At 50.7% G+C, this 17,737-nt stretch carries 11 protein-coding genes; 4 read left to right on the top strand and 7 right to left on the bottom strand.

Annotation, left to right across the window (positions count from 1 at the left end):
• Positions 1–18 precede the first annotated feature (18 nt).
• Both M0L20_RS23885 and M0L20_RS23880 read right to left on the bottom strand, forming a co-directional pair.
• The gene (locus tag M0L20_RS23885) at positions 19–1,008 is read right to left on the bottom strand and encodes an acyltransferase family protein (protein WP_248479552.1); all 990 of its coding nucleotides are present in this window, start codon (positions 1,006–1,008) and stop codon (positions 19–21) included.
• A 297-nt stretch (positions 1,009–1,305) separates the two neighbouring features.
• A complete protein-coding gene (locus M0L20_RS23880) occupies positions 1,306–1,599 on the bottom strand; it encodes a winged helix-turn-helix transcriptional regulator (protein WP_232563169.1) in 294 nt (97 codons plus the stop codon).
• A 427-nt stretch (positions 1,600–2,026) separates the two neighbouring features.
• Here M0L20_RS23880 and M0L20_RS23875 point away from each other — a divergent pair, with 427 nt between their 5' ends.
• A complete protein-coding gene (locus M0L20_RS23875) occupies positions 2,027–2,929 on the top strand; it encodes a ClpXP adapter SpxH family protein (RefSeq protein WP_248479551.1) in 903 nt (300 codons plus the stop codon).
• A gap of 372 nt (positions 2,930–3,301) precedes the next feature.
• On the opposite strand, the gene M0L20_RS23870 is transcribed toward M0L20_RS23875, so the two are convergent.
• The 3 genes from M0L20_RS23870 to M0L20_RS23860 all read right to left on the bottom strand — a co-directional run bounded on the left by M0L20_RS23870 (position 3,302) and on the right by M0L20_RS23860 (position 9,066).
• Complete coding sequence (locus M0L20_RS23870) at positions 3,302–4,693, bottom strand: SusD/RagB family nutrient-binding outer membrane lipoprotein (protein ID WP_248479550.1); 1,392 nt, start codon at positions 4,691–4,693, stop codon at positions 3,302–3,304.
• 19 nt (positions 4,694–4,712) lie between these two features.
• Positions 4,713–7,742: a SusC/RagA family TonB-linked outer membrane protein gene (locus M0L20_RS23865; RefSeq protein WP_248479549.1), complete on the bottom strand. Its 3,030-nt coding sequence runs from the start codon at positions 7,740–7,742 to the stop codon at positions 4,713–4,715.
• 448 nt (positions 7,743–8,190) lie between these two features.
• On the bottom strand, positions 8,191–9,066 hold the full coding sequence (locus tag M0L20_RS23860) for a helix-turn-helix transcriptional regulator (RefSeq protein ID WP_248479547.1): 876 nt from the start codon (positions 9,064–9,066) through the stop codon (positions 8,191–8,193).
• A gap of 146 nt (positions 9,067–9,212) precedes the next feature.
• Here M0L20_RS23860 and M0L20_RS23855 point away from each other — a divergent pair, with 146 nt between their 5' ends.
• From M0L20_RS23855 to M0L20_RS23845, 3 genes are all read left to right on the top strand, one after another.
• Positions 9,213–10,136 (top strand): dihydrodipicolinate synthase family protein, encoded by a 924-nt coding sequence (locus M0L20_RS23855; protein ID WP_248479546.1) that lies wholly within the window; start codon positions 9,213–9,215, stop codon positions 10,134–10,136.
• 43 nt (positions 10,137–10,179) lie between these two features.
• The gene (locus M0L20_RS23850; protein ID WP_248479544.1) at positions 10,180–11,184 is read left to right on the top strand and encodes a 4-hydroxyproline epimerase; all 1,005 of its coding nucleotides are present in this window, start codon (positions 10,180–10,182) and stop codon (positions 11,182–11,184) included.
• A gap of 80 nt (positions 11,185–11,264) precedes the next feature.
• Positions 11,265–12,506: an NAD(P)/FAD-dependent oxidoreductase gene (locus M0L20_RS23845; protein WP_248479542.1), complete on the top strand. Its 1,242-nt coding sequence runs from the start codon at positions 11,265–11,267 to the stop codon at positions 12,504–12,506.
• 110 nt (positions 12,507–12,616) lie between these two features.
• Here M0L20_RS23845 and M0L20_RS23840 read toward each other — a convergent pair whose 3' ends face one another.
• Both M0L20_RS23840 and M0L20_RS23835 read right to left on the bottom strand, forming a co-directional pair.
• Positions 12,617–14,935, bottom strand: coding sequence for a glycoside hydrolase family 127 protein (locus M0L20_RS23840; RefSeq protein WP_248479540.1), 2,319 nt, complete (start codon positions 14,933–14,935; stop codon positions 12,617–12,619).
• Between the two features lie 199 nt (positions 14,936–15,134).
• Positions 15,135–17,570: a glycoside hydrolase family 127 protein gene (locus M0L20_RS23835; RefSeq protein WP_248479538.1), complete on the bottom strand. Its 2,436-nt coding sequence runs from the start codon at positions 17,568–17,570 to the stop codon at positions 15,135–15,137.
• Between the last annotated feature and the right edge of the window lie 167 nt (positions 17,571–17,737).

Here is a 17,737-nt window from a genome sequence, read left to right as displayed (position 1 = left end):
ACTGTGCCTGGAACTATACTATACTTTTTCGACCAGGGCATAGCGCCGAAAATTACCCGTCAATAGGCGAAAGCAACGGGGGCTAATCCGATCTAGAAAGAGAAACAGGCAAAACAGAATTAGCAGGGATAAAAACGGATTAAGCCAGTAAGAAATCGTGCCCGGTTTCGACCACGCTTTGGAAAGCAAGTAATTAACCGCAGGGTGGTACAAGTAAAAAGCCATGGAGTACCGACGGCCATAATGGCTTAGCACATTATTTTCGGGTATCCGTGATTGCAGGGCTACGAAGAACATACCTACCGAAAAGATCAAGGTTCCAACTACAAAATTGAAGTTTAGCGTGTATTGCCAGCTTTTGGTTAATAGCCAGGCTTCGACTAGCTGTATTCCAATTCCAACAGCAACCATCTGGCAAGCCATGCGCAGTGAAACATTTATTTCCAGCGTGTACTTGGCAATCATAAAACCAATACAAAGAAAAGGAATCGACAAAAGGGAACGGGCGTAAACAGGATGCGCGGGCAAGCCGATCAGGCTACTATAAGGGTTTAGACAAAGGATGAGCAGAATAACCAGGCCGGTCAGATGCGGTATGTATTTTTCATTATTGCACACTAGAAAAAGCCAGAGCACACCATAACCCAACAAGAGTGATGTTAGAAACCAGAGGTGAAAATAAGTGCCTACAACCAACGTAAAATGAGTCGTGAGTGACTTGATCGAGCCATCTGTAACGCCCACAAACAGCAGATAAAAAGAATTAGCCAACACATAGATGGTCAATACAGATTTAAGTGTCTTCGCAAAAGCGCTGATCGATAGCTTCGTATAAGCTTGCTGAAAATAGTAACCGCTCACCATAAAAAAGAAAGGGACCGTCCATCGTCCTATCAGGGCGAGAGCAGGTGCTTGACCGGAATACGCACTATGGTTCACAAAGACCATTAAAGCTGCTAGCAGTCGAAACAGGTCAATGCTTGCATTCCGATTAGAGGTAACGGACACAATTTTGTATTTTCAGGTATATATTTTTGTAAATCTATTATTTATTATTTTAAATAATAGTAAACATTTAAATCTTAGTGTTTCTTTTTTGCGGGTGTTGCTTCACTTTCTGGCAGACTCAATCTAAGTAGTAAAGCTGTCTTTGATATGAAGTCTCTTAATAGACTAAGCGCCTGATTAACCTAGTTGAGCAGAAAGTAAAGAGGTGAGCTACATAAAAAATAGTATGGAGAACTCCCCCAATAGCTGACTCGTAAAGGTTAAGTCGTGCTTGCCGAATTGATCCGAGTAATTCTGCTATAATCGCTCTAATTGCTGAAAAATAGGGATCAACGCTTTGCCCTGGTCAGAAAGCATGTATTCAATATGTAAAGGTTTTTGGCTAATCACTTCTTTCGCTAAATAGCCTTCATCTACCAACTCTTTGAGGGCAATGGCCAGAGACTGTTTATTGGCACCTTCAATTTCGCGTAGTAATGAATTAAACCGCAAAGGACCACTCAACGCAAGTTGAAAGATTTGCGGTTTTAACTTTCCGGAAAGCAACTTCAACAGTTCTTCGGCTGGACACCTATTTCCAACTTTTTGCATTTTTCTGATAGTCAGGTTTTTTTGACTAATTGACTTGCTGCCTACTACTAAACCAACTTTGTGGGACAATTACCAGCACAGCAAAATACGATGAGCAATTAACCTTCAGCAGTTGAGCAAACTATGGCTGGTGCACTGGCAGAGTGCGACATCAAAGCTATAACGCAGACCGTATCAGAAAATTCAACCTGACGTATTGCGGGACAAATAACATTCAGTTCTTTCATACCAAACAATGAATACCAGTCATTTGGTCTACAAACAAGCCATAGCTGCTTTGAAACGAGATAACTATTCCAAACGGATGAGTTTTTATATTCGAGCACGTTTGGCTATAGTGCATCTACTGTCTTTATGCCTGATTGGCTTTTTGACCAGTGAATGCAGTGCACAGGCCGATCAGTTGAACCAAGTAACGAAGAAAACAATGGAAAACAAGACTCAAAACCCACTTTTGTGTGATATAGAAACGGGTATGTGTGAAATGCCGGACTCAGCGACCACTGTAGCCGTACAGACCGTTTCGCCCGTAAAAATCATTTACTTTACCGATCCCATTTGCTCATCCTGCTGGGGCATAGAACCGCAATTGCGTAAGCTAAAACTTGAGTACGGCAAAAGCATTGAGCTAGAATACCGGATGGGCGGACTTCTGCCCGACTGGAGTTATAACAGTGGTGGAATTAGTAAACCCTCCGATGTGGCCCACCACTGGGATGAAGTAAGTCTGCATTATGATATGCCAATTGACGGAGATGTGTGGCTAGAAGATCCACTAGATTCGTCCTACCCGGCATCCATTGCTTTCAAAGCGGCTCAATTGCAAGATCCCCACAAAGCAGTACTCTTTTTGCGGGAAATGCGCGAAATGGTTTTTCTGCATAAAAAGAATATCGCCAAATGGGAGCATCTGGCAACGGCTGCGCAAACAGTAGGCTTGGACCTTGAACAGTTAAAGACTGATTATCAGGGTAAAGCTAAAACGCTTTTTCAAGCAGATTTGGCCTTGGGCAAGCAGTTAGGAGTGCGTGGCTTTCCCACGATGTTTTTTGTTGATAGCCAGGGTCGGCCGGAAAAAGTATACGGCTCCAAACCGTATATCGCCTACGAAGATGCCCTTCAGAAGCAATTACCCTCCGTGAAAAAGACTGCCATTGATCCAACCTGGGAAAGCTTATTTTCCGTCTATCACACACTTACTTCCCGCGAGTTCGCTGAACTGTCGGGCCGCAAACGCCAGGAGGTTGACAGCTATCTTCAACACTTGGCTGATGGGGGGAAGTTGAGAAAAATAACCACCAAGAACGGCGTCTTGTGGATTCGCCAATAAACGCGTTTACTTGTAGTCTTCCGTGCGTCTATCGGTGAGTGAGTCAAATTCACCAATAGAACAGCACCCATGGTTGTCTATTGCCAGGTTTAGTAAGTACGATACCAAATCAACCATTTGTTTGAAATGGTCCTGAACCGTTTGAAAAGAATCGCTCGATCTTACTTGTCTGTCGTAATGTTACGATGGACAAGTAAGATCGAGCGACTTTAACGATTGTGAAAAGATACTGACTAAATCAAAACCAGGCTGTTTTTGATTGATTCGCCGATTTATGTTGCTCGGTTGGACCATCCTGAGTAAGCCACAACGAACACTGGTTTTGACTTACTCAGGACGGTGTGTATGGTCTCAATCTTATCTCGGCGGCCGTTATTTGCTTACATCCCACCACACCCGGTCGGTGAGCTTGGCGTCCTGCCCGGTTTGCGGATTAGTCGTCAGCTCGGAGCGCGGATACAGAAAACGGCGGGGAATGTCTGATAACGCATTTGGTACTTTAGCCAGGAGCGGATACCCCGTCCGACGCCAATCGGTATAGTTCTCGGGGGAGAGGTAATTGGCAATTACTTTCTCTTCGATGATCAGACGGAGGGCGTTGCTGCTCGTGAGTTTACCCCGCCGGTTCAGGTACGTACTCGCATCCGTATCCGATACGCCCAACGCGCTCATGTTGGCTTTCACCGCGCTCTGGTAGATGGGTTCGGCCGCCGTTGCCCCCGATTTGTAGAGCGTAGCTTCGGCTTTCAGGAACAAGGCTTCGGCGTAGGTCAGGATATACAGGTTTGCGCTGGCGGCTCCGTAGAAATCGCCCAGAATAGAATAGGAGGCCAGCGAGCCAATATCTTGTAAACCAATGGCCCGACCCGTGTATTTGCCGGTTTCGGTAGCAGGTGCGATAATTTTACTCAGCCGGGGATCATTCCGAAGCACCAGTGTATCGACCGCCTGTTTCGACATAATCTGCGTTGATACCGGCAGGAAGTTCTGATTCTGTTTATTCTGCTGGCCCGCGCCACCCAGGTAAAACATCTTCATGTCGTCGCTGTTGGCAGCCATTCCGTTTTGCAGCGCTCCCAATGCCAGATCAGCCTGTGCAGTTGCAGTACGACCCGGCGCTTTGATCAGGTGCATGGCAAAGCGGGCTTTGAGCGTATAGGCCGCCCGGCGCCATTTGCTCATGTCACCGCCGTAGTAATAATCGTCGCCACCTGGTTTCAGCAAAGACTTTTTGTCGATGCTGGCGATGGCTCGATCAAGCAGGGAGTCGATGCTTTTGTAAATGTCTTCCTGTTTATCGTAAGCGGGCCGGAAATTGGCGCTGCCCTGAAATGCCTGCGAGTACGGCACGTCGCCCCATAAGTCGGTTGTCATTCCCAGCGTCAGCGCGGTTAGGATATCGGCAATGGCTGAGTAATTGTAGCTGTTGTCGGCTTCGGCTCGCTCACGCAGCACCTTCATATTTTGCAGACAGGTCGTATAATTAATCCACCACTGGTTGTTAACCTCTTCGTTCAACTGCCGATACGTTCCTTCGTTGGGAACCGGCTGGTTAGACGCAATCATCTGAGTCCAGTGGTTGGTAAACCGGGCTGCATCTCCCGCCATCAGTTCGTTGGCGACAGCCAGTTCCAGCGGGGCTAGTAACAACGCGGGCTGAACGGTGAGGGGCTGGTTGGGATTCTTGTTGACGTCGATATAGGTCTGGCAGCCCGTCAGACTCAGCAGCAGGCTTCCCAGGGCAATAACACTGTATTTTTTCATGATTTGGTGAGCTGAATCGTTAGAAACTGAAACGAAGTGAGAACATAACCGAGCGCGACGTAGGGGCCGAGTTGGCATATATTCCCTGCGCCGAATTCGACGAACCGTAAGAACTTACTTCGGGATCTGGCCCAGTGAAATGTGGCCGGTATATGAACAGGTTACGACCTGTTACGCTCAGCGATGCGGTTTTAAACGGTGTCTTGGCTAATAAGGACGATGGAACGGAATAGCTCAGGCCCAGGGTTCGGAGTTTGAGATACGTAACGTCCTGAACAACTGACTCACCGACAGCATTCAGTCGCTGGTAGTAATCCTGCGCCTGAACTACTTTCGTGTTGGTGCTTCCGTCCGAGGCATTGACCCCGGCAACTACGCGTGACTCGCGATTTTCGGTGACTTTAGGCGTGCCGTAGAAATAGCCGTAGCGGTCGTCGGAGTTGATCACGTCGCCACCTTTACGCATGTCAACGAAGGCGTTGAGCGAGAAAGCACCGTAGCGCAGGCTGTTGTTCAGACCCATCAGCCAGTCGGGCGAAAGGTTACCGAGTATACCGGTGCCACCGCTGTAAGGCAGTCCCTGGGCGTCGATCAATAACTGGCCGTTGTCGTTCCGTGCAAACTTATTATCGATCAGAACGCCATACTGCTGGCCGACAACGGCCCATGACGTACCGATCTGTACCCGGTCCAGACCACCATTGACCTGCGTAACGACACTACGAATCCGGGTGAATGTGTAGGTCAGATCCCAGGCAAATTTGCCCGCCCGAACCGGCGTTGCGTTCAGCAGAAACTCAAACCCTTTAGTTTGCATTGATCCTGCGTTCAGAATGGTACTGCCGTAGCCTGAAGCCGCTGAAACGGGTATTCCGTCGGTAAGTAGGTCAATGCTGTTCTTGCGGAAGTAAGACGTTTCAAAACTCAGGCGGTTTTTTAAGAAGCGCATTTCCAGTCCTACCTCAAACTCGTTGGTACGTTCGTTACGCAGATTCGCATTGCCCAGGTTTGGACTTAGCAGAAAGCCGTTCTGTCCATGGAAAGGAAAAGTATAGGCTCCGTAGCTGATACTAGCCGCCTGAAACGGCGTATTGAGTCGGTAAGCACCAATGTTATCGTTACCAACGCTGGCCATCGACACCCGCAGTTTACCGAAGCTAATCGCCGATGACAGATTGGCCGGGAGTAGTTCCGAGAAAATGAAAGCAAAAGCAGCCGATCCATAGGGGTAAAACTGGCGTTCCTGCGATAAGACCGAACTACCGTCGTAGCGGCCTGTTAATGCCAGTACCAGCATCCGGCGGTAATCGAAATTGGCCTGTGCGTAAAAGCCAATCTTGCGGGTGAGGTAATGATTCTCCGCATACGTTTGTTTTTCGGTGTTCGACATATTGTCGAAGCCTGCGATAGCTACCCCAACGCCCCTCGTGGTGATGTACTGCCCATACGACGAATACAGGTTGTTGCCCAGCGTCAGACTCATGTCCAGGTCACGAACCTGTTTGCTGGCCCGTACAATCAGGTCGTTGTTAAACTGCCGGAACGTGTTGACCTGGTCAACAATTTGCCCGGTAGGTACGTTGGTCGATCCCCGCGCTTCGGAATATTTTACCTGTTCGCCGTACATATCGGCCCCGGCCCGTTCGGTAATTGTCAGCCAGCTCGTTGGCTGGTAGTTGATCGTTACGACCGGAATGTAGCGGCTGACAAGCGAACGGTTGTGAATATTATCGAGCCCCCAGAACGGGTTATTTCGCGAAAACCGGAACACGCGCTGACTACCATCGGAATTGGTGGTTGGAAAGGGATTCCAGGAAACGGGTCCTGAGTATACGGTCCAGAGTGGACTTTGCAGACCGTAGCCTTCCGGCACGCGGTTGTTATCAGTACTTGAGTAATTCAGCTGAAACGTAGCATTGACCTTTGGCGAAATCTGGGTGACGTATTTGGCAAAGAGCGTGTGCCGGAGCAGATCGGTCGTTGGAATAGTTCCTAATTGCTTGAAGAACGTATACGATGTAAAGTAAGTAGATCGGTCGCCGGTACTGCCACTCAGGCTGACAGAGTTGTTGGTGCTCACGCCCGTGCGGAAAAAGAGGTCGGGCAAAAAATAACGGGGGGCTGGCTGGCCGTTGATTTTCAAGGTATCCATCAGCGGTCCCCACGAGAGACTTGTTTTCTGATCTTCTCCGTTAAAAAATACGCCCCGGCTACCCTGTGCGTATTTCTGCTGCAAATCGGGGTACAACGCCTTGTCGAACGATAGATCAGAGGAAACGGCAACAGTAGGTTTACGGTTGCCTGATCCGCTTTTAGTCGTTATAATTACAACTCCACGCGCTCCGGCTGATCCGTATAACGTAGTAGCGGCTGCTCCTTTCAGTACGTTGACACTTTCAATAATCGACGGGTCCAGGTCAACCAATCGGCTACCACCACCGCCCTGGTCGGCATTTCCCGTTTCGTCGTTGTTGATCGGAATGCCATCGAGCACGATCAGTGCCTGGTTATTTCCCAGCAGCGACGTAGCGCCCCGCACTACAATCCGGGCCGAAGCACCCGGCATCCCCGATGAACTGGTAATTTGTACGCCCGCTACCTTTCCCGTCAGTGCGTTCAGGACATTCGGCTCTTTGGCTTTCATGATCTGCTCGCTTTTCAGTTCCTGCGTGCTGTAGGTCAGCGTACGTTTTTCCTGACTGACACCCAGCGCTGTTACTACGACTTCGTTTAATACGCTGCTGCTCTGGGTCAATTGTACATCGATAGCCGTACGATTTTGAAGGGCGATTTCCTGCGTACTAAATCCGATAGCGCTGACAATTAATGTGCTGCTAGGCGGAACGCTGAGCATAAAACTGCCATCGACAGCCGTTGTCGTACCGGTCTTCTGTGTATTTTTCAAGACGACCGTTGCGCCCGGTACGGGTGAACCACCGGTTTCGGTTACTTTACCCGTAACCGTCATCTTTACGGCCTGTGCCCAGCCCTGAACCACCGTAAGGCAGAGCATTAGACATATGCACCCGTGAAGTAATTGCTTTCTCATCTGATCAAATAGTGAGGTTAGAGATCTCGCTTAATCGCTAAGCAAAATTACCTATGCACCACCTTTTTGATTTATCAGCGATTAGCCAAACATAATATTAAATTAACCAGTTGATTATGTCTAATAATGCATAAATAACTATTTAAGCGAAATAAAATTAATGTTTAATGGCATCTTGTTTGTGAAAATAGTACCAGTATATGTTATTATTTTATTAAGTCGTTTTGCTTGTTATACCTATTTATAATCCATTTTGGACACTTTTGAAATTCTATACTGTAGGTACCTAAAGTAATCAATTGCGTGAATAGTGACCTCTCACCGGTTTACTACTTGTCCCGTAAACCGAGGGCCGATTTATCAAGGTAAGATCCTGTTGTTACCCAAGCTTTACTTAATCTTATGGCGCGATAATTCTTGTCAAGTAAAGCCGGATTAAGAACAAACCTTAGTCGGGTGACCGGTTGTAACTGCGGATGTACTCTCCGGGGGGCATACCGGTGATTTCCTTAAACTGGCGATTGAAATTAGACAGGTTGGTATAGCCGCACGAAAAGGCAATCTGACTGATGGTCTGCTTGGATTCACGCAGGTATCGACAGGCGTGTTCGACCCGGACTTCGTTAAGCAGCGTCGAAAAGGTTTTGCGGGTGTGTTGGCGAAAGAAACGGCAGAAAGCGCCCGGCGTCAGATTAGCCGTGTTGGCAACGTCTTCCAGCGTGATAGGAGAATGGTAGTTGTCCAGAATAAACGAAAAAACCCGTTCGAGCCGCTGGTGATCTTCGGGCCGCTGCGGATGCGTAAAGGCCGTTACCGACAGAACCTCGCGGTTGGAGTGGGTGACTAAATAATCCAGAATACTCAACAGGGTCAAAAACTGCTCAAGGGGGCGTTGCGTGGGTAAGGATTCGAACTGAGCTGTCAACGGATGCCCTTCTCCGCACCGGAACCGAACGCCATGCTGCGACTCGTGCAGGAGCTGTAGTAAATGCCGGGTCTCGGGCAAACTGAATACGGTCGATTCCATGTGCTCGGCCCGGAAGAACACCGTAGTCGAGGTTGACCGCCGGGTCGATTCAGGGGCGAAATAGCCCGGGTCACTGCGGAGTACGTGGGGGAGATTAGAGCCAAGCATCAGCACATCGTTGCGGCTAAATCGGTCAATTTTATCGCCGACAATCAAGGTGCCTTCGCCTTCCTGAATGAGCGTTAGCTGAATTTCGGGGTGGAAATGCAGCAATCTGTAAAAATGGGCGGAGTTATGCTGTTCAACCCGAAAGGTGCGATCATCGATTGCCGGAACTTTGAATAATAGTGGCTTCATTAGTAGTTTTTTCGCATCCAGACCATGTGTTTTGCGCCAATGTAGTGAAAATAATATTATTATTGACTAATTGTGAATAATACATTCATACCGTCTGCACGTAACTTTGTAAAGAAATCGTAATCGCACTTATATCGATCAATCGTATGAACGTTTCTGTCGCCTGGGAGGGTGTTTATCCTGCTCTTCTTACCCCGTTTACTGCTGACGATCAGCTTGATTTACCCTTATTCGAGAAAAACTTACATGCCCAGCTCGATGCCGGTGTGCACGGTTTTATCATTGGTGGATCGCTGGGAGAAGCCAGCACGCTGCTGAATCACGAAAAAATTGACCTGCTTCAATCTGCACTGGCGGTTTGCGAAAGCAACGTTCCCGTATTGGTAAACATCGCCGAGCAGGCTACCAAACAGGCGGTTGCCTGCGCGCAGGAAGCCGAAGCGGCTGGTGCCGATGGTCTGATGCTGCTGCCTCCCATGCGTTACCCCGCCGATGCCCGCGAAACCGTTACGTTTTTTAAGACAGTGGCGCAGGAAACCGCTTTGCCAATCATGATTTACAATAATCCTTACGATTACAAAATCATGACCACCGTTGCCATGTTCGACGAACTGGCTAAGTTGCCGAATATCCAGGCCGTGAAAGAATCGACCCGTGACCTGACCAACATCACCCGGATGCGGAACGCGTTTGGTGATCGGTTCAAACTAATGGGTGGTGTCGATACGCTGGCTCTGGAAGCGTTGTTGCTGGGTTGTGATGGCTGGGTAGGTGGCCTGGTCGATGCGTTCCCGCAGGAAACGATGGCGATTTATGAATTGGCCAAAGCAGGTCAGGTTGCCGACGCGCTGGAGATTTACCGCTGGTTTATGCCCCTGCTGGAATTAGACATTCACCCTAAGTTGGTACAATACATCAAGCTGGCGGCTCAGGCTACCGGTATCGGTTCAGAATACGTACGCGCCCCTCGTCTGCCCCTCATCGGCACCGAACGCGAGCAGGTTCTGAACGTAATTAACACCGCCCTGGCTAAGCGCCCAACGACGGAAAAATTGATGAGTTATAAATAATTGAGTTGGCTGTCCAGCTCATCATTCATTAGTACAAAAAAACGTGGCTGAGTATCATTTCTTCTGTATCGACGCCCACACCTGTGGTAATCCCGTTCGGGTCGTAACGGGTGGGAGTATTCCGTTTTTGCAAGGCGAAAGCATGAGCGAGAAGCGGCAGCATTTTCTGCGCGAGTACGACTGGATTCGTACCGGGCTCATGTTCGAACCGCGCGGGCACGATATGATGTCGGGCAGTATTCTGTACCCACCCACTGATCCGGCCAACGACGCCGGGGTGCTGTTCATCGAAACATCGGGTTGTTTACCCATGTGCGGTCACGGCACCATCGGAACCGTAACGGTAGCCATCGAGCAAAATCTGATTCGGCCCAAAACGCCGGGCGTTCTGAATCTGGAAGTACCCGCTGGTCTGGTACGGGCTGAGTACGTGCAGGAAGGTAAGAAAGTAACGTCGGTAAAGATCACGAACATCAAATCGTATCTGGCGGCCGAAGCCTTAACCGTCGAATGTCCTGATCTGGGTACGCTGACTGTCGATGTGGCTTATGGAGGAAACTTCTACGCCATCGTCGATCCGCAGCCGAACTTTCCGGGGCTGCAACATTACAAAGCGGAACAACTTGTTGCCTGGGCGCGGGTAATGCGGCAGCGGCTAAACGAACAGTACACGTTCGTCCATCCAGAGAACTCGACCATCAACGGATTGAGTCACATTCTCTGGACGGGTAAACCGCTGGCCGAAACCTCAACGGCTCGCAATGCCGTGTTCTATGGCGATAAAGCCATCGACCGGTCCCCCTGCGGCACGGGAACCTCCGCGCGGATGGCACAGCGTTACGGAAAAGGATTGCTTAGACCGGGTGACGTTTTTGTGCACGAGAGCATCATCGGCTCTATTTTCAACGGGCGAATCGAAGCCGAAACCGAACTGGCGGGCAAGTCAGCCATCATTCCGAGCATCGAAGGGTGGGCGCGTATTCACGGGTATAACCACATTCTGCTCGACGAAGACGACCCCTACGTTCATGGATTTCAGGTAATTTAAACGAGTATCGAACGAGTGAGGGGTCTGTCAAAGACCCCTCACTCGTTCACCGTGTTATTCACTTTATCGATCTTTCTACAATGCACGTTGGTATTGTGGGCGGAGGCATCGTTGGACTTTGCTCAGCCTATTATTTACAGAAAGCGGGTCATCAGGTAACCCTGTTCGACCAGAATCCGATTGCAGACGGCTGTTCGTTCGGAAACGCCGGTATGATTGTGCCTAGCCACATTATACCGCTGGCACAGCCGGGGATGATGGCTAAAGGTATGCGCTGGATGCTTAAATCGACCAGTCCGTTTTACGTCAAACCTCGGCTCAACAAAGACTTGATGCGCTGGGGCTGGCTTTTTTACCGGCACGCTACGCCTGAACACGTCGAACGGTCGATTCCGGTATTGCGCGATCTGAGTCTGTTGAGCAAAACGCTTTTTCAGAATTTAGCAACCGCCGATGATCTGTCATTTGAGTGGAAGGAGCGTGGCCTGTTGATGCTGTACAAAACAGCCCTATCCGAACACGAAATGGCCGAAGAGGCTGAAATTGCCAACCGTGCCGGTATCGACGCGCAAATCCTGAACGGACAGCAGGTACAGGACATGGAGCCTAATGTTCGCGTTGACGTGCGCGGTGGAATATGGTACCCCGGCGACGCCCACGTCAATCCGGGCGAGCTGGTTCGGTCGCTGGTGGCTTATCTGCGGAAAAATAAGGTAGAAATCCGGGAAAGCTGCCCGGTTACGGGTTTTACAAAGAGGGGTACCCAGATTACGGAAGTAAAAACAGCGCAGGGACCTGTCAACGTCGATGCGGTGGTGGTAGCGGGTGGTGCCTGGTCGGCCGATATGGCGCGGCAGCTAGGGATGAACTTGTCGATGCAGGGCGGAAAAGGGTATAGTTTTATGCTCAAAAACATGACCAACAACGTGCATGTTCCGGCCATCATGCTCGAAGCCCGCGCTACAGCAACCCCGATGGGAACCGATCTGCGGTTTGCGGGTACGCTGGAAGTGGCGGGTACGGACATGACCGTCAACATGAACCGGGTTCGGGGTATTGTGCAATCCATTAACAACTATTACCCGGATGTCAAGGTCGATATGCCAGCAGTTGAAGCCGTCTGGCGGGGCTTACGGCCCTGTTCACCCGACGGGCTGCCTTATATCGGCAAGGCCGACCGCTTCGATAACGTCGTACTGGCAACGGGCCACGGCATGATGGGGCTTAGCCTGGGACCCGCAACGGGTAAGTTGGTTAGCGAAGTGGTCGGCAATCACGTATCAAGCATGGATATTTCCGCCTTCGATCCCAATCGGTTTTAGTGATATACTGCTCATACTATTTCGTTTTGTAAGTAAGGCATCTAACCGATGCCTTATTCTTTTACCAGGCGAATTCCGTAAACAGGTCCGGCGGAGTTAGCGGGTTTAGCCTAAAGTTTGATGGTAACCGACGTTTTACCGGCCGTCAGCGCAGGCGGAATCGGGTACGAAATATCGTAGAAACGGCTCGCCTTGTACTTGTTCAGGTCTTCGCTGGCAATCTCCTTATCATCGACCAGCACGCTAAACTGACGACCCCGGTTGTCCATGCCCCAATACGTAGCAATCAGGGTATTTTTGGCGTTGGGATCGGTTTTCATCGTAAAGGTCATAAAGCCTCCGTTGTTGGCCACCCGAAACTTACGGGTATGGTCTTCGCCCGTTTCCAGCTTGTCGCCGGTGAGTGTGTGGTCGCGTTCGGGCTGCATTTCTCCCAGACGAAGCAGATCGATGGTTCGGCGTTCCAGATCGGCGGCTTCCCGGCGCTTCTGCTCGTACACTGCCTGTTGGTCTTTCCAGCTTTCGGGCGTGAACACATCCCAGTACACGGTGTAATAATTGGATTGAAGGTCGTAAAATGGCTTTAGGCCAACGGTACGCCCATCGCCGGTCTGGCTTGTTTCAAAGGAAAGCGGTTCGTTCGTGGGTTTAATCCAGCCGTTCGGGTCAGCCTTGCTCGTCACGAATACGGGTACGCCCTGCATTGGATCAGGCTCGCTGGCTCCCAGGTCGCCCGCCAAAAGTACGGGGCCAACGAAAAAAGCCTGGCGAGCCGAGTTATCAGGCATTGGTACGGAGCGTAGTTTGGCCGGTAAAGTCAGCTCGATTTTATCGCCGGTTTTCCAGGTTTGCGACAGTACGACATACCCTTCTCCCAGTTTGCCCGACACCGGTTTGCCATTAACGGTCACGACCATATCGCCCGAAAGCCAGTACGGTTTGCGAATCCGAATAGGAAACGATTGGGCTTTTTTTGTCTGGACAGTCAATGCTACGTTCGGGTCGGTAGGCAGGTTAGCGGTTAGCGCTACCCGTAGCCCTTTCTCTTCCCAGTTTAGTTCGGACGGAATAAACAGGTTGACGTACAGACTACCATCGGCTCCTTTGAAATAGATGCTTTCCCCGTATTTGACGTGGTTTTCCATGCTCGTACCTACGCAGCAGGTAAACGATTCTTCCTCATCGCTGAAATGCTTCCGCGTACCCATCCTGAGCGGTACGAAGTAGCAAACCATACCGGTCTTGTGATGCTGCGATGCCAATATGTGGTTGTACAAACCCCGCTCGTAAAAATCCATGTACGATGCGTTGGGGTGCAGCGCGAACAGATGCCGGGTTAGTTTAAGCATGTTGTGCGTGTTACAAGTCTCCATCGTGTTGTCGGTCAGCTTATCGGACAACTGATCGGGCGTGCTCAGGTACTCGTAATTGCTGTTGCCACCGGGCGCATAGGTATGATGGTTGACAATGGTTTTCCAGAAAAAATCCGACATGGCAAAATCCTTTGAATCACCCGTTAATTCGTAGCGCCGGAGCGTACCGATCAACTTCGGGATCTGAGTATTCGAGTGCTTACCCGGTAGAATGTCTTTCTGAATCGCCAACGAATCCAGGATCTTCCGGTCGTGAAACTTGTATGACAGATCGAGGTATTTTTTAGTACCCGTCAACGCATAGGTATTGACCAGCGCGTCATTCATACCCCCGTATTCGCAGAGCAGCATTTTCTGAATTTGGCTGTCATTGAGGTTTTTAAGTGTTTCACCTGTCCAGTCAGCCATGCCTACGTTGACGGCTAAGGCTTTGTCGTTGTGGCAATACAGATAAGCATCGAGCAGGCCCGCCATCACCTTATGTACAGTATACCAGGGCGACCAGGCTCCGTTGAGATCGAACCCCCGTGACCGGATATTCCCCTGTGCTACTTCGGCAAATACGGAATCTTCTTTCGGAATGGCTCCGATGTACCCCGTCTTCCGCGCTTTCTGGCATTCGGCTAGTTCATCGACCATGTAATTGACCCGTTTCAGACATTCGGGATCGTTTGTGGCCGCGTAGTGCAGAGCTAGCGCCGACAGGTAGTGCCCCAGCGAATGGCCGGCCAGTCCCGACGATTCCCATCCACCGTATTTCTTGTCTTTCGGAGCTAGTCCCGAATGGACCCGGAAATCCGACAGCAGCCGGTCAGGTTTGAGGTCAAGCAGAAAGCGAACGTCAGCTTCCTGCGCGGTTTTAAAAGGGCCGTCGAGCACCTTGACCTCGTTGAGCGGGAATGTATAGGCCTTGATCGGAACCGCCGTTTTTACCTTGATTCGAGCATCGTTTTTTTCAGGCAGATACGTCTGGGCTAGTGCGGACGAGTGAAAGAATATTGTAACGGAAAAAAGTAGAGCGTGCTTTCTATTAAGGTATTTACGCGATAAGGACATAGCACAGGTTATATTTTTCGTCAATGAATGGGTCTCTTTTTGTAGTGTCAATGGGGCCGCCCGCACCGCATACTGTGGTGTCGGCGGGGCCGCCCGCGCGGTTCTCAAAACCGACACATCTGGGCAATGGCAGGTGTCGGTTTCTCGAAACCGACACCACGGTCTCGCCGATACCACACCGACAAAGCCAGTAAACCCCTTATTTTTTACGTTTTGGCTCCTCGACGCTCCATTCCAGAATACCGCTGGAGGCTTCTTTGGGCAGTTGGATGACCATCCGCAGGGCCTGGGTCTGCACTGGCTCGAACGTCACCGTGTCGAACGCATCCTTGCTGACTACGTACAAGCTTTTGTTTTTGACGGGCTTCCATTCGCCGGTTGCGGTCTGGTAAAGCAATTGCCACGAGGCCGGAATGTGGCAACCGCCCCACGGGCTATCGTCGAACCAGTACACCTTCGATGAGGATACCGTTGCGGGTTTGGCAAATGTATACTGCACCCATTGCAGCGTATCTTTCTTAGGCCACCAGTGGTAATAAATATTGTCGTGATCGTTGGAGTTTTTGGGCGTATCCTGATCGTTAAGGGCCATCAGGGTTTTAGTCGGGTAAGAAGCCGTGAGTTTGCTGGTCGAGGCAATGGTGGGCGCGGCTGTCGGTTTGGCTGCGGCAGGGCGGGTCCCCATCCAGACTGCCATCTCGCCCGCACCCCGGTTTGCCCAGGTGTAGTACGGAATGGCCGTAAGCGTAGCGGGACTGGTCTCCAACTGATTGGTCGCTGTCCGCTTTACTTTTTCAACCTGACCGGTAATCACCTCTACTCCGCCCAGTAAATCGGGTTTGAACTCGGCTTGAAGCGAAGCCTGCGCGGGCAGTACAAGATCCAGTACGTGTCCGTTCGGCGAGTCGGGCCATTCGGCGCAGTACACAATCGGTCCCCGCTCCAGGGCTACCTTACCCTCGTCGGCCTTCACGTTTTCGCTGGCCATTACGCGCCGGATTTCCATCGGTAGCGACAACCGAATCACGTCGCCCGGTTGCCAGGTCTGGCTTAGAATTGCGTACCCATCTTCCAGCTTGTAATCCACTTTTTTGCCATTGATAGTCAGTTCAACAGGCGCTGACGACTGATTAGCAAAGGCATACAGATTGCCCGGCACGGGTTGATTACGCGCCCAGCCCGGAATCCGAATGGCCAGTTCGAAGGCTTTCGCCGTTGCCGGATTAACCGTAAACGCAATAGCACCCTCCCACGGGTAGCGGGTTTCCTGGGCTACGCTAAGGGGCATACCATCGAGGGTCACGTTAGCGGTACTATTGACAAACAGGTTGGCATAGAGCCGATTCCCCCGCTGGGCATAGATGTAACCCGGCATCGATGGAATAAACCGACAGACATTGCTGGGGCAGCAGGCACAGCCAAACCACGCGCTACGAGCGTGCTGGCCTTTTGATTCGAGAGGGTTGGGGTAAAAGAAGCGGTCGCCACTAAGCGATACGCCCGACAACATGCCGTTGAAAAGCGTACGTTCCAGTACGTCGTAAAACTTCGCGTCGCCGTGCAGCAGAAACAGGCGCTGGTTCCAGTAGATGTTGCCGATGGCCGCGCAGGTTTCGTTATAAGCCGACATATTCGGTAAATCGTAGGCGGGGCCAAACCCTTCGTGTCCCCCCTGCGCGCCGATGCCGCCCGTAATGTAATATTTGTCGTACACGACGTCGTGCCAGATTTGGTCGATGGCTTTCAGATACGCTTTGTCGCCCGTAATAGCGGCCACGTCGGCCATGCCTGAGTACATGTACGTAGCTCGTACAGAGTGACCCACGGCTTCCGTTTGTTCGGTTACGGGTTTGTGATCCTGGCTATACTCCTGGCCCTTACCGCGTACGTCGAGCAGAAATTTAGCCAGATCGAGGTATTGTTTATTCCCCGTTGTGCGGTAGAGCTTCACCAGACCCATTTCCACAATCTGGTGGCCGGGCGCGTAGCTGAGCTTGCCGGGCCCAAAATCCTTCACCAGCAAATCGGCGTTTTTGAGGGCTACGTCGAGCAGCGTTTTCTTGCCCGTAGCCTGATAATGGGCGACAGCCGCTTCAAACAGGTGACCGCTGTTGTAGAGTTCGTGGCTCAGATCGGATTCTTTTTCCCAACGTTTCAGGCCCGACCAGGGGTGCGGATGGGCCGGGTCAATGGTGCGGGCCGTGTACAGATAACCGTCAGGCTCCTGCGCGCTGGCTACGTAGCTAATCAGCGAATCGACCTGCTTATCCAGTTTTTTGTCGGGAAACGTTTGCAACGAATAGCTGGCCCCTTCGATGATCTTGTAGATGTCGGTATCATCGAACGGATACTCGGTGCAAAACTTCGTGCCCGGTTTCAGGTGACCCGCTACCAGAAAATTATCGACCCGCCCCGTACTGTAGCAGTGCTTGAGAGCAATCGGAATTGTTACATCGTGGTTGAGCCGAATGCGGGGTGCCCAGAATTGATCCGTCACCTTCACCGCCGTAAACGGAACGGGCTGAATCGGATAATCGCCCCCCAATTTTGGTTGAGCCGTACCCGGACGGACCAGACTTACAACGGTTAGCCCGGTAATAAGCAGGCTCAGCAGAGGTCGATGAAGTAGATGCATGAGAAAAAAGGTAACAACAAGCTAGGGGAATTAAACAGCACAACGAAGATACTAGGCTACTTAGGTGCGGGTTTTGCAAAGATTCGCCGGTAGTAATAGTTTATTAACAAATGCAGCTATCAGGCTATTTGACTATGCGGCTAAACCATTTACTTACCATATAATTG

This window comes from Spirosoma liriopis (assembly GCF_023196085.1).
Classification (GTDB): domain Bacteria; phylum Bacteroidota; class Bacteroidia; order Cytophagales; family Spirosomataceae; genus Spirosoma; species Spirosoma oryzicola.
The sequence above is the reverse complement of the archived record's forward strand: the minus strand, read 5'-3'. Positions and strand labels throughout refer to the sequence as shown.

What these genes read in the sequence shown, in the direction of transcription:
- M0L20_RS23880 (WP_232563169.1), bottom strand. Translation starts at nt 1,599, where the DNA reads ATGCAAAAAGTTGGAAATAGGTGTCCAGCCGAAGAACTGTTGAAGTTG.
- M0L20_RS23855 (WP_248479546.1), top strand. Translation starts at nt 9,213, where the DNA reads ATGAACGTTTCTGTCGCCTGGGAGGGTGTTTATCCTGCTCTTCTTACC.
- M0L20_RS23865 (WP_248479549.1), bottom strand. Translation starts at nt 7,742, where the DNA reads ATGAGAAAGCAATTACTTCACGGGTGCATATGTCTAATGCTCTGCCTT.
- M0L20_RS23875 (WP_248479551.1), top strand. Translation starts at nt 2,027, where the DNA reads ATGGAAAACAAGACTCAAAACCCACTTTTGTGTGATATAGAAACGGGT.
- M0L20_RS23860 (WP_248479547.1), bottom strand. Translation starts at nt 9,066, where the DNA reads ATGAAGCCACTATTATTCAAAGTTCCGGCAATCGATGATCGCACCTTT.
- M0L20_RS23840 (WP_248479540.1), bottom strand. Translation starts at nt 14,935, where the DNA reads ATGTCCTTATCGCGTAAATACCTTAATAGAAAGCACGCTCTACTTTTT.
- M0L20_RS23870 (WP_248479550.1), bottom strand. Translation starts at nt 4,693, where the DNA reads ATGAAAAAATACAGTGTTATTGCCCTGGGAAGCCTGCTGCTGAGTCTG.
- M0L20_RS23835 (WP_248479538.1), bottom strand. Translation starts at nt 17,570, where the DNA reads ATGCATCTACTTCATCGACCTCTGCTGAGCCTGCTTATTACCGGGCTA.
- M0L20_RS23845 (WP_248479542.1), top strand. Translation starts at nt 11,265, where the DNA reads ATGCACGTTGGTATTGTGGGCGGAGGCATCGTTGGACTTTGCTCAGCC.